9 protein-coding genes are annotated in these 13,733 nt (G+C 46.4%); 5 read left to right on the top strand and 4 right to left on the bottom strand.

Features of this window, described 5'->3' with window-relative positions; genetic code table 11:
- Positions 1 to 169: 169 nt before the first annotated feature.
- The 5 genes from F3J22_RS27785 to F3J22_RS27765 all read left to right on the top strand — a co-directional run bounded on the left by F3J22_RS27785 (position 170) and on the right by F3J22_RS27765 (position 8,789).
- Positions 170 to 739 carry an RNA polymerase sigma-70 factor gene (locus tag F3J22_RS27785; protein WP_167021243.1) on the top strand — a complete coding sequence of 190 codons (570 nt, stop codon included), beginning with the start codon at positions 170 to 172 and terminating at the stop codon, positions 737 to 739.
- Positions 740 to 831: 92 nt separating this feature from the next.
- The gene (locus F3J22_RS27780; protein ID WP_167021242.1) at positions 832 to 1,944 is read left to right on the top strand and encodes a FecR family protein; all 1,113 of its coding nucleotides are present in this window, start codon (positions 832 to 834) and stop codon (positions 1,942 to 1,944) included.
- Positions 1,945 to 2,279: 335 nt separating this feature from the next.
- The gene (locus tag F3J22_RS27775; RefSeq protein ID WP_167021241.1) at positions 2,280 to 5,687 is read left to right on the top strand and encodes a TonB-dependent receptor; all 3,408 of its coding nucleotides are present in this window, start codon (positions 2,280 to 2,282) and stop codon (positions 5,685 to 5,687) included.
- Positions 5,688 to 5,706: 19 nt separating this feature from the next.
- Positions 5,707 to 7,203: a RagB/SusD family nutrient uptake outer membrane protein gene (locus tag F3J22_RS27770; protein ID WP_167021240.1), complete on the top strand. Its 1,497-nt coding sequence runs from the start codon at positions 5,707 to 5,709 to the stop codon at positions 7,201 to 7,203.
- Positions 7,204 to 7,205: 2 nt separating this feature from the next.
- On the top strand, positions 7,206 to 8,789 hold the full coding sequence (locus F3J22_RS27765) for a family 16 glycosylhydrolase (protein ID WP_167021239.1): 1,584 nt from the start codon (positions 7,206 to 7,208) through the stop codon (positions 8,787 to 8,789).
- Positions 8,790 to 8,902: 113 nt separating this feature from the next.
- On the opposite strand, the gene F3J22_RS27760 is transcribed toward F3J22_RS27765, so the two are convergent.
- From F3J22_RS27760 to F3J22_RS27745, 4 genes are all read right to left on the bottom strand, one after another.
- Positions 8,903 to 9,619 (bottom strand): carboxypeptidase-like regulatory domain-containing protein, encoded by a 717-nt coding sequence (locus F3J22_RS27760; protein WP_167021238.1) that lies wholly within the window; start codon positions 9,617 to 9,619, stop codon positions 8,903 to 8,905.
- A gap of 229 nt (positions 9,620 to 9,848) precedes the next feature.
- Complete coding sequence (locus F3J22_RS27755; protein ID WP_167021237.1) at positions 9,849 to 10,796, bottom strand: aldose 1-epimerase; 948 nt, start codon at positions 10,794 to 10,796, stop codon at positions 9,849 to 9,851.
- A gap of 39 nt (positions 10,797 to 10,835) precedes the next feature.
- A complete protein-coding gene (xylA, locus tag F3J22_RS27750; protein ID WP_167021236.1) occupies positions 10,836 to 12,164 on the bottom strand; it encodes a xylose isomerase in 1,329 nt (442 codons plus the stop codon).
- A gap of 22 nt (positions 12,165 to 12,186) precedes the next feature.
- Positions 12,187 to 13,695, bottom strand: coding sequence for a xylulokinase (locus tag F3J22_RS27745; protein WP_167021235.1), 1,509 nt, complete (start codon positions 13,693 to 13,695; stop codon positions 12,187 to 12,189).
- Between the last annotated feature and the right edge of the window lie 38 nt (positions 13,696 to 13,733).

Genomic DNA, 13,733 nt, shown 5'->3' with positions numbered 1-13,733 from the left:
TCACTAATAAACACCACTGTTAATATAAAAACAGCTTCGTTTACCCGGTAATTTTATACCTGATAATCACGACTATCAATATTCTAACAGGCGTCCCCCAAAAGGACGCCTGTTTTATTTTTATTGTACCATTGATAAAAAAAACCGAATTTGGACCAACGGCGTATTTATGAGGCAACAGGATTATACAGTGATCAGTGACCCGGATTTACTTCAGTTAATCAGGGAAGGACAGGTACATGCCTTTAATGAGGTATATGCCCGTTATTTCAAACTGCTGTACAAATACGCCTATAATATCCTCCGCAACGAAGCAGAATGCAATGATGCCATACAGGAAATCTTCGTCTGGATTTGGGAAAACCGCGAAACACTGGAAGTGAGCTCCCTCAAAGGTTACCTCCTCGCAGCCGTACGCTACAAACTGGCCCGCACCATACAAACCAGTAAACGCAGGGCCGAAATTCTCTCCAACACCACTACCCATACCACTTTTACCCAGCTGGACGACGACCTCGCCGTCAAAGAACTGCGCCAAGTCATCAGCGACTTTACAGACTCCCTCCCACCCCGCTCCCGGGAAATATTCCGGCTTAGCCGCCTGAATCACCTTACCAACAAGGAAATTGCTTCTCAACTGGGTATCTCCGAGAAAACAGTAGAAAATCAGCTCACCATTGCATTGAAAAAATTACGGACCGACCTGGGAAAAAGAATGCTTACCATCTTCTTTCTTTAAAAAAATTTTCTTTCTCTTTGGGGGATACCTCCCGTTCATGTCCCTATATATCTGGAGCAAGCTCCGTCTGCGATATGATGAACAATGAAAAAATGAACGGGATTCTTCTGCGAATCATCGAAAATACTGCCACTGATGAGGATCTTGCGGCTTATGCCGCCTGGTGTGATCATATGCAGCACCGTCAGCTCCAGCCGGAAAACCTGGATGAACTGGAATCGGCCATCCTCCAAAATATTCACTCAGCAGCAGGGATCACCAAATCCACACGCGTCTTCAGGTGGAAAGCCATGGCAGCAGCAGCCATGGTGGCTGGTTTAATTACAGGTGGTGTATATATCTACCATCATCTCTCCCAGCAAAATCAAACAAAAAATCAATCTCTCGTAAATAATCTTCCAACAGATCTTCCCGCAGGAAAAAACAAAGCCACACTAATTCTTGCCAATGGAAAAAAGATTGCGCTGGCAGATTGCGCCAATGGCAAAATCAGCGAGGAAGCCGGATCTGATGTAAACAAAACCGCGGCAGGCAGCCTGGAATATCATGCTACCAACGGCGACAATAACGCCGCCCCACAGTTCAATACGCTGCAAACAGCCAGAGGGGAACAATATGTGCTTGGTTTACCGGATGGCACCAGGGTATGGGTCAATGCTTCCAGTACACTTACCTTCCCTACTTCTTTTAAAGGTTTGAAAAACAGGAGTGTAACCATCACCGGAGAAGCCTATTTCGAAGTGGCACCCAATGCTGCCCAGCCTTTCCTTGTACACAATGGAACACAGGAAATCGCCGTACTGGGAACCAGTTTTAATGTGAATAACTACCCTGACGAACCTGCTTCTAAAATCACACTGCTACAGGGTGCAGTGAAAATAAATGACAAAGTGCTGAAGCCAGGCCAGCAGGCCGTAACCGGACAGGATGGTGTTTTGAAGATAAATACCGTTGAAACCAGCAGCGTTATTGCCTGGAAAAATGGCTACTTCGAATTCAATGACGAGAACATCTTCGAAATCATGCGCAAAGTTTCCCGCTGGTATGATGTAGATGTTGTATACAACGGAGAAATTCCCATGAATAAAATGGAAGGCTCCATATCACGGCAGGACAGCGTTTCCAGGTTATTAAACACCATACAAAGGGCAGGCCTGTTAAGATTCAGTATTGAACAGAAGAAAATTGTCGTAAGTAAATATTAATAACAACAAATGCTTGAATTAAATATGAGTCAGCTTTAGTCAGGATATGTATCAAAACAGTGAACACTAGCCATAAAACACATAGTCACCAGTAAAAAGTCAGCTTTAATGAATGATCACAGTGAACAAGGATCTGTACAACACTCCATTTTCATTGATAATCTGCAAATCCACCGCTTTATGAATTAAACAGTAATCACAATGCTCTGCTCATAGGAATGCAGAACAACTATCCAAAATCAGTATTAAAATCCAACACCAGAAACGGTATGAAATTGAACCTTCAAAACGAATGCAGGGCAAGCTATTGTCCGCGCAAAAATGTCATTGCAATTATGCGTCTACTTACTACTTTGCTACTGACAGCAATCGTCACACTCAGCGCGCAGGCAAGCGCACAGAAAGTAACACTATCTGAGAAAAATGCCTCCCTGATCAGCGTGATTCATAAAATCAGGAATCAGACAGGCTATAATTTTTTCTATGTAAAAGATCATATCAGCAGTGCCACCCCGGTTGATGTGGAACTGAAAGATGCCTCACTTACAGAAGCCCTGAATGAGGTTTTCGAGCACCAGCCACTTACCTATTCCATCGAGGGTAAGGATATTACGATCCGTAAAAAAGCGGTTGCACAACCTGCTGTTGCTGCAATAGCTGTCAACGACTTTTCCGGCAGGATACTGGATGAAGAGGGCAACCCGCTGCCTTTTGTAAGCGTAGTGATCAAAGGCACCCAGAAAGGCGCCATCACAAAGGCGGATGGTAGCTTCACCCTGAATGCAAAAAATGGTGATATACTGCTCGTTACCTCTATTGGCTTTGAGCCACAGGAGATTGTCTACAATGGCCAGTCTACGCTTAATATCAACATGAAAAAATCTACCAACAGTCTAACTGATGTGGTAGTAATTGGATATGGCGCAGTTAAACAGAAAGAGCTTACCGGTGCGGTTACAACTGTAAAAGGTAAAGACCTGAATATTGGCGCTACTACCAGCTTTCAGGCAGCGCTTCAAGGTAAGGCAGCCGGCGTTCAGGTAATGCAGGCTACCGGTCAGCCAGGTGCCGGCATCAAAGTACAGATCAGAAGTAACCCTTCTTTTGCAAATGCCGGTGTACTCTATGTAATAGATGGTGTACCTGTAAACGATGCTGCTGACCAGCCCATCAGCGGCGCAAAATATGGTCCGTCTGACGACAAAGGTAAAGGCGGTGTAGACAAATCTCCATTGAACTTCATCAACCCAAATGATATTGCTTCTATAGAATTTCTGAAAGATGCCAGTGCGGCGTCTATTTATGGTGCCCGTGCAGGCGCCGGTGTAGTGCTTATCACTACCAAAAAAGGCAGCAACGGCAAACCTAAACTCGAATATTCAGGCACTTATGGTGGCCAGCAGGTAGACAAGATGTACCCTGTATATGGTGCAGCAGATTACATGGAACAACGTAATCTGTTTAAAGAGGAAATGTGGTACAGAGACAATAAGATTGCGCCATATTATGGTACTGTTGATAAATCTTCTGTAAACCCATATGTACCTATCTATTCGCAGGTCCAGATTGATTCTGCCAGATTATTCAATGAAAAAGCTACCGATGCGATCACCCGTTCGGGATATATGCAACAGCATAATATCTCTATGTCAGGTGGTAACGGCAAAACAACCTATTATGCTTCCGGTAACTACTTTGATCAGAAAGGTGTGATCATCGGTACGGATTACAAGCGTTACAATGGCCGTTTAAGCCTTGATCAGGTGGTATCTGATAAAATCAAGATAGGTGCAAATATTATCGTTTCGAACGCTGCTGCCAACAATACTTTCACGGGTGGACAGAACGAGAATGGCGGTATTGTTACCTCTGCTATTTACTGGGCGCCGGTTCAGCCATTGCAGCTTGCTGATGGCTCTTATCCTGTAAGTCCATACTATCCTAATATCCCTAATCCTTTATCTTATGGCACGGTTACTGACCTGACCACCAACAACCGTGTATTAACCAGCGCCTATGGCGAATGGACAATTATCCCGGGACTGAAAGCCAATGCACGTTTCAGCTATGATAATTCAACTGCAAAACGTTCGTCTTATCTGCCACGCACTTTCTACTATGGTGCACAGGTAAATGGCTCCGCCAGCATTGCAGAATCAGGCGCGAAGTCACAACTGGCAGAATATACCCTGACATATAATAAAGAACTTTCTCCGAAACATAACATCAGCGCTGTAGCTGGCTATAGCTGGCAGAAATCTATCTGGGATGGCTTCAATGCAGCCAACCAGGGCTTCCTGTCTGACGTATCCCAATATTATAATCTGGGATCCGGGCAAGCCATCAAACCACAGGTAGGTTCCAACAAATCAGAAACAGTGTGGGCTTCCTACTTTGCAAGAGCTATTTACACTTTTAAAGGAAACATTACGTTGCAGGCATCTATCCGTCGTGATGGATCTTCTGTATTTGCAGATAATAAGAAATGGGGTTATTTCCCTGGTGTATCCGCGGGCTGGGTATTGTCTGACGAACCATTCCTGCGTAGTGTTGCACCAATTTCCTTCCTGAAAGTACGTGCCGGTTATGGTGAAACAGGTAACAGTAGTTTCGGTGCTGCCGCTACCAGGTTATATGGAACTGCCCTGAGTCCGTACTTTGGTATGGGCAATGTTAATTCCGGCCTGGTATTGACAAGAGATGCCAACCCTAATCTGACCTGGGAAACTGCCGGTGAATTAAACGGTGGTATTGACTTCGGATTTCTTAATAACAGGATCAGCGGTTCATTTGATTACTATAGTAAAACTATCCGCAACCTCATTACTTTCATTCAATATCCGACAGGATTCATCATCAACGGCGTGTATGGCAATGCCGGTAAAACACGCTCTACAGGTTATGAGATCGCACTTAATACAAAAAACATTATTGCACATACCAATGGTGGCTTTACCTGGTCTACCCAGTTAAACTTTGCACACTACCTCAACTACTGGGTACAGCGTTCAGCAGCGGCACTCAGTGTATTGCAGCCATATGAAATACCAACGGGAAAAGGAGCTTTGTTCAATCCTATTTTCGGGTATGAAACAGTAGGTATTTATAAGGGAGATAAAAATGCGCCTGCACAAATGCCTGGCATGCTGCCTGGTGGCCTCATCATCAAAGATATTCATGGCTACGACGGTAATGGTAGTCTTACCGGCCCTGATGGCAAGATCACGGCTGCCGACAGAACCTATCTGGCAAACGGCGATCCTAAATACAACTTTGGTATCGGCAACACTTTCTCTTTCAAAAACTTTGACCTGAATATCTTTATGTCGGGCCTGGTACAGAAGAAATGGAGTCCATATCAGAGCGGCAGAATCACAGAAGGTTCTACCGGCGCATTTGGTTTCAACGCCATGCCAATATCTTCAGAACGCTGGTCATTTAAAAACCCTAATGGCGACTTCCCTACTTCGCTGACAGATGGAACTTATTCGCAGTTCCAGAATGAAGGTAGCTACTGGCTGGTAAATGCTTCTTTCCTGCGTTGCCGCAATATTACCCTGGGATATTCGCTGCCATCAAAAGTATTGGACAAACAGCATTTCTTCTCATCTGTCCGCCTGTCATTTGACGTACAGAATCCATTCACCATTACCAAATACCCTGGCCTTGATCCGGAGCTGGATCCTAGTAACCTGTATCCGCTCGTGAAAAGCTACCTGTTTGGCATCAATGTTTCCTTCTAAACAATTAACCTGAGAAAAAATGAAAAACATATATAGTAAACTGGTTCTGCTGGGAGGGATGCTTACCTTCAGCGCATGTGAAAAAGATCTGCAATATAAAAGCTATGGCGACCTTTCATCAGTGGTATCCACTGCCGATGGTGCAGTAGCCGCTGTAAATGCCGCATATACCGGACTGGCAGGCGGATCCGACTGGCAGGGTGGCTGGGATGCCGGCACTTATGGCTGGCGTACACAAGCCATGATGACAACAGACGAAGGCGTATGCGCATGGGGAGGCGACTGGATTCCTTTACGCAATCTCAATTACACACCAGACTTCAGCTGGGTAACACATAACTATACCGCCTACACGCCATATATTTCCCGCATTGCCATTGTATTGAATGACATCAGCAATATGTCAGCTATCGATGCAGACCTGAAAAAAAGGTACATAGCGGAGCTGAAAGCATTACGAGCACACTATGCAGAAATGCTGTACTTCAACTATGGCCCTTTTACCATTATCACAGATGCTAAAATAGCCGCCAATCCGAATGCACCCTATGTTGCCCGCCCTACTTCAGATATTGTGGTAGCACAAATAGAGAAGGATTTCACGGAAGCGGCTGCGGATTTACCTAAAAAATTCACCGGTCAGGATTACGGTAGGTTCTCACAGGCGGCTGCACTTACCGGCCTGATGAAGCTCTACATGCACGAAAAAAACTGGAGCAAGGCAGTTACTACCGGCCAGAGTATCAAACAGCTGGGATATTCCCTGCTGCCTAACTATGAAGACAACTTCAATACTGCCAGCAAAGGCGGAAATTCTTCAGAAATGATACTTGCAGTGGTATGTTCTTCTTCCGGTGGTGACCAGTACTCCAACATGTGGCTGGCACATGCTCTTCCTTCAGATTATAAGGATTCTACCGGCATTCCATTGACAGCCTGGGGTGGTTACAAAATGCCATGGACCAGCTACGATAAATTCGATAAACAGGATAAACGCCTGAAAGTATTACTGGAATCATACCCTACAGGGAAAACAGCTGATGGCAAGGTTATTTATAAGAATGCCCGCCTTGCAGGTGATCTGGGTGCAGTTCCGGTTAAATTTGCACCGGATCCATCCAAGGCCAATTCTCAGAACATGGGTATTGATTTCCCGATCTACCGCTATTCAGATGTACTGCTGATGCTCGCAGAAAGCATCAACGAAGCCGCTGGTGCCCCTGACCAGGAGGCCTATGACGCTGTTAACGCTGTTCGCAACAGAGCAGGGCTGGGTAATCTGCCGGCAGGATTATCCAAGGCAGCATTCCTCGCTAAAATTCAGGACGAGCGTTTATTTGAACTGTTCGGCGAAGGCTGGAGAAAAGATGACCTCATCCGCTGGGGCCTTTACACCAAACGTGCACAGAATGATGGTTCCAGCACCGCTGAAGCCTATAAAGTGTTGTTACCTTTGCCAAGAACAGTTATTACACAAAGCAACGGTATAATCAAACAAAACGAAGGATATAACTAGTGATGAAGCAAGTATTATTATATGCATTGATGTTAACTGCAGTTGAGATGCAGGCGCAGGATTTACCTGCGCCTGTCCGGCTGGAACTGAAAGGTACACGTAGCTGGATAAAAGTCAGCTGGAATAACCAGGCAGGTAAAACTGGGTATAACGTGTACTGGTCTACTTCCCGTCAGAAACCTGCAGTACCTGCTGCTACCTTGCCGGCAAACAGCAGCCAGTATTATATTCAGGACGTAACACCTGGCGCCCGGTACAATGTATGGGTAGAAGCAGTGAATGGCAGTCAGCATAGCAAGGCAGCCACCGGCAATGTAGCTGCAGCCAGTCAATGGACGATCGAACCAAATGCAGATAAGCAATTGGATATTGCCAGCTCAGCTGCTGTACCTGAAGGCATGAAAGTCTTCTGGCACGATGAATTCAACGACCTGTTGCTCGACAGGAACAAATGGCATACCCAGTATTATTCCAACATCGATTTCCTGAAAAAGGAAAACCTGACGGAAATGCGCAACGACACACTTCCCGAAGCAGCCTATACACTGAATGGCAATACTATTACCATCTTCACAAATGATTCTCTTCCTGCCAAAGCGTGGTATCCCAATGGCAGGAAAATTTCATCTATCCAAACCTACGACTGGGGAAAAAATGAGAACCTGTTGGACAACAGCCGCGGTGGCTACTTTGAAGTACGCGTAAAACGTAGTTTTACCGGGAAGCCGCAGGGGCTGAATACCGCCTACTGGTTCGATTCTCCCGGACCAGATCTGAAATACTACCTGCAGGAAGGGACCACGCTGGAAGGAACCACCGGTGTACGTCCTAAAGGCCAGGTATTTGAGATCGATGTGTTCGAAAACCTCGATGCACAGTTTGTACTCCACGGTCATGTAGATAACCACGGCGAATTTGTACACAACCTGGCAACCCATATTGCAGAAGGTATTGAACATAAAGACAAATGGGTAACCCATGGCATCCTGTGGACGCCGACCAGTATCAAACACTACATCAATGGCAAGCTGATAAAGGAGTATACAGATAAACACCAGATATATTCTCCCAATCACTTTATGAATGTTTTCCTCGGCAGCTATGGCGGCGGAGGCTCCGTGAGTATGGAGGTAGATTATATCCGTGGTTATCAGTGGCCGCTGGAAGATGGGAACGAACTCCCTAATCCCGGATTTGAAGCCAACAATAACCTGTTGCCATGGGAAGGCAACGGCACGCTGGCTACCACTACCAGGCACAGTGGTGGGCACGCCCTCCTGCTGCAGCCTGGCCAGGAAATAGCACAATATGTATATCTCAACAATGACCAGCCTTATAAACTGGAATACTGGCAGCAGGGCAACAGTCAGTTACTGGCCACTGTTGAAAACATGAAACTTGTAACTGGTGATTTACAGCAGGCAGCAACCAATACCACTTCCGGTAAAGGAGCCTTCAGTAAGGAACAGCTGCTGTTCAGATCAGGAAAAGAGTTTGGTAATAATATGAAAACGGTAAAAATCACCTTCCGCAATACAGGAAATAGTCCGGTGGTGATAGATGATATTACTATTAGGAAAAAATAGTAGCATTTGTATTTGCAAAACGAGCCGATCTCTACTGTCTAGAGATCGGCTCATTTTTTTGTCTCTGCAAAGTAGAGACGCAGTGGGCTATTGCCCGGAAAACGATTTGGGATTTATTTCTTTAACCAGGCTTTGTACTTGTCGGTAATCCAGTACAGGAGGTTATTATTTTCCAGCTGGCGCATGGTTTCATAAGAAGGGTAATTGTCTCTCATGAAATGTTGCAGTGAATCTCCGGTTAAACCTGTTACCCTGCTCACCAATGCTGGTGTAAACCGGCTATCGATATATTTATCTTCCTCCATCTTCTCGTAATTCTCCTTAAACTGGCGTTTTTGACGCTCTTTCTTGGAAAAACGGGTAATCGGGCTGAATACTATTCCGGCTCCCTGGGGGGTGTTACCACCGGCCAGCGGCTTATTTGGATTATCTAGGATGTAGCCGTACTGTTCGCGCCGTGCGATAGAGTCCAACTGATAAGGGGAAAATTTTGAAGAGATATCCACTCCTTTCAGGAATTTGCTGGTAACCGTCATGCGGATATTAATCACCTGTGTGCCGGAAGCCTGGGTTACCGCCACGGTATCTGACACATAGCCAACGAAAGTCACCGATAACAAATCTCCTTTGGAAGCGTTGATTTTATAAAAACCTCCCTGATCTGTAATAGAGTGTTTCCCGGTGGTAAGGTTTGTAACGGTGGCATATGGCAGCACCAGTCTGTTGGTGTCGGATACGGTACCGGTTACTGTAACCTGCGCCTGTGCAAACTGGGGGATTATCCAGGCCAGTACCATACACAGCGCGAAAATGCGGGCAATTTGCTTCATATCTTATCTGATAAAATTAAAATCCTGACGAACACTCCTACAACTTAAACATTTCAAACGCGCTATATGTTCAGGTAAAACACCGGTACAAAATAAACAAAGCGTAATTAGTCTTCCACTGTTCGCCCTGTTAAAAAAAACAAAAATCCTTCCACGTTTATGCGGAAGGATCTCTTATATGTTGAAAATCTTTGTCTTTCCCAGACAAAGGTGCATTATTTCCTACTTATTAATCTACTTTAATACGGGTACTGAATACTTTCTCCTCACCAGCGTCCAGCTTCACGAGGCCAAGGCCGTTATTGAAGGCATCCGGGGCACCGCTGAGGTTTTCGATGGCGATACTGCGGCGGTGTGGTGGGATATAAACCTGTAAAATCGGGTAATTCTCTCCCGGAAAGAAGCTGATACGGATATCTTTTACCGGATCAAATAGTGTTGCTAACGGCTGCGGGCGCACGAAATCAAGGACAAAGGAGTTATCCAGTTCAATACCGGCCAGTTTTTTACCTTTTGCAAACTCCGTATAAGGCAGTACGTTGCCGGTAGGGATGAGGGTCGCATCAAATTCCACTATTTCTTTGGAGGCGAATGTCAGTTCCAGTTCATCTACCGAGGTACCGGTAGTAAAATAAGGATGCCAGCCGTCCATCAGTGGCATGGTAGCGGTTCCCTGGTTGGTGATGGTGGTGGCCACCTCCAGCTCGTTGCCTGGCAGCAGGGTATATGCCGCCTTGCAATGATACGGGAATGGATATCCGGCATCTTCCTGCTGGTAGGTATATTCCAGGGTAAGCACGGCGCTGCTGTCGTCTGCTGCGGTGGCAGTTACCTTGAAAGGGGCATTATACAACAAACCGTGGATCGCCCTGCCAGGCGCCACGGTTTGTTGAAGCGTATAATCGTTACCGTTGAAGGTATACTTTGCATCTTTTATACGACAGGCGTATGGACTTAGTTTCACATTTTTGAAGCTGTTGGTAAGATCGAGTTGCATATCTGCCAGATCTTTATAGCTATCGATAAGATTAAGTTCGTTGTTGCCTTTCTTAACCTTAAAGCTGTGCAGCAAGGCCCCGTGTGCGGGTATTACTGTCACTGTGGTGCCGGTCAGACTGTCGGTTAATGCGACAAGGTCGAACCCAGCTTCATTAAATGAATGAATGCTAAATCTCATTGTTCCTGTTTTGTTGAATTATCCTGTAAAATAAGAAAATTATATACTGTAGTTTATAATATTCTCCAGCCATTCCTGTTTACCGCTGATTAATTTAGGTTCAGGGTTGGCAGCTGCGAAGTTACGCAGGTCTTCCAGGGTGAGTTTACCACTTTCGAATTCCTGACCTTTACCGCTGTCGAAGCTGGCGTAACGATCTTTACGGAATTGTTTGTATGGTGATTGTGCGAGCACTTTTTCGGCGATGATAGCTGCTCTTGCGAAAGTATCGATACCGCCGATATGCGCGTGGAAGATATCTTCCAGGTCGGTAGAGTTACGACGTGTTTTCGCGTCGAAGTTAACGCCACCACCAGCGAATCCGCCTGCTTCCAGGATGATCAGCATGCTTTCGATCAGCTCATTGAGGCTGTTCGGGAATTGGTCGGTATCCCAACCATTCTGTGCATCACCGCGGTTAGCATCGATGCTACCCAGCATACCAGCATCCGCAGCTACCTGCAGTTCGTGCTGGAAGGTATGACCAGCCAGGGTTGCGTGGTTTACTTCGATATTCAGTTTAAAATCTTTATCCAGACCGAAATGACGCAGGAAGCCGATTACAGTAGCGCTATCATAGTCGTACTGGTGTTTCGTAGGCTCGCAAGGTTTAGGTTCGATAAAGAAGGTTCCTTTGAATCCTTGTTTACGTGCGTAATCGCGTGCCATACCGAGGAAGCGTGCCAGGTGTTCCTGTTCGCGTTTCATATCGGTATTGAGCAGGGTCATATAACCTTCACGACCACCCCAGAACACATAGTTTTCACCACCCAATGCAATAGTAGCGTCGATGGAGTTTTTCACCTGTGCACCGGCGTATGCTAATACGGAGAAGTCAGGGTTGGTAGAAGCACCGTTCATGTAACGCGGGTTACTGAACACATTGGCAGTACCCCATAGGAGTTTCACGCCGCTGGCAGCCTGTTTTTCTTTTGCATAGCCAACGATCGCCTGCATACGCGCTTCATATTCCGCTACGTTTTTACCTTCATCTACCAGGTCCACATCGTGGAAGCAGTAGTAAGGCAGGCCCATTTTGGTGATGAACTCGAAAGCAGCATCCATTTTGTCTTTTGCGCTTTGTACAGCATCGGTTGCAGTCAGCCATGGGAATTCTTTGGTACCAGGACCGAAAGGATCTCCACCAGTGCCGCAGAAGGTATGCCAGTATGATACAGCAAAACGAAAGAGTTCTTTCATGGATTTGCCTGCGATCATTCTGTTTTCGTCGTACCAGCGGTAAGCCAGTGGATTATCTGTTTGAGGTCCTTCGTATTTAATCTTCCCAATTCCTTTAAAATACTCGTGGTTTCCTAAAGTAATACTCATAACTGTATGTGGATTTAAAATGTTAAGATATATCGGCCAGTTCTCCGAGAGACAGGCGTTGTTTAAGACTATATAGCCAGTGGCCATAGGCATTGCGGTATTGTTCCTGCAGTGCGGCCGCTGGTTCAATCACAGACAGGCATTCCATACCATGGAAGGCAGCATTGAGGGTATAATACCCTGCTCCTACTGCGGCTCCTCTGGCGGCACCCTGTGCGCCATCTGTATTATATAATTCAATGACTACATTGGCAGTATTGGCGAAAGCCTCCCTGAATAAAGGACTCAGGAACATATTTGCTTTTCCTGCGCGTACCCGGTGGATGGCAGGGCCCATTTCGGCCATAATATCCATGCCGTAGTTCAGACCAAATACGATTCCTTCCTGAACGGCGCGCAGCATATGTTCACGGCTGTGGAGGTTGAAGTCGAGCTGATTAACGGTAGCGCCCACACGCATATTACCGAGGATGCGTTCTGCTCCGTTTCCGAAAGGAAATACCTGCAAGCCTGCGGAGCCGATAGGCGCCGTGGCGGCCAGGTCGTTCATTTCCGGGTAGGTAAGGTCGCCGGTAACGGATTTCAGCCAGCTGTTGGCAATACCGGTACCATTGAGGCACATTAGTACGCCATTGCGGATGGTCTGTTTATCTGTGTCATTGTTAACGTGTACGAAGGTATTCACCCTGCTTTGCGCATCATAGGAATGCTGATCGCTGACAGCATATACCACGCCGGAAGTTCCTGCGGTGGTTGCAGCTTCACCAGGTTGCAGCACGTTGAGTGAAAAGGCGTTGTTGGGCTGGTCGCCGGCCCTGTAGGTTACCGGTGTACCAGCAGCAAGGCCCAATACTTCCGCCGCGGCGGCGGTAACAAAGCCCTGGTCGCCGAAAGTAGGCACTATAGCGGATAACAGTGCCGGACTGATATTATAGTATTCCAGCAGTGCTGTTGCCGGTGTCTGTTCCGTAAAGTCCCAGAAGGTACCTTCAGAAAGGCCGGAGATAGTGGTGCAGGCCTGACCTGTCAGTTTCATTCCGATGAAATCCCCTGGCAGCATCACTTTATGGATACGCTCATACACATGTGGCTCATGTTCCTGTACCCAGCGGAGTTTTGAAGCGGTAAAGTTGCCTGGTGAATTGAGGAGGTGTGACAGACAGTATTTTTCACCAAGGATGTTAAGTGCGGTGCGACCGGTTTCAACAGCGCGGCTGTCGCACCAGATGATCGCAGGGCGTAATACTTCCTGGTTTTTATCTACACAAACCAATCCGTGCATCTGATAAGCGATGCCTATACCTTTTACGGAAGCCGGATCGAAGGCGTACTGCTGTTTCAGCAGTTTAGTAGCATTGATAATTTCATTCCACCAGGTTTCAGGGTCCTGCTCTGCCCATCCGGCGTGTAGCACCTGCATCGCCATTTCTTTTGAAGGACTGATGGCGCTGGCCATTACCTTACCGGTATCGGCATTCAGTAATGCAGCCTTGATGGAAGAAGATCCGATATCGTAGCCTATAAAATACATATACTATTAATTTCAAGTTGGCAATAGAACTCCATAGG

It is taken from the genome of Chitinophaga sp. Cy-1792 (assembly GCF_011752935.1).
Classification (GTDB): Bacteria; Bacteroidota; Bacteroidia; order Chitinophagales; family Chitinophagaceae; genus Chitinophaga.
This window is presented reverse-complemented; position numbering and strand designations above follow the sequence as displayed.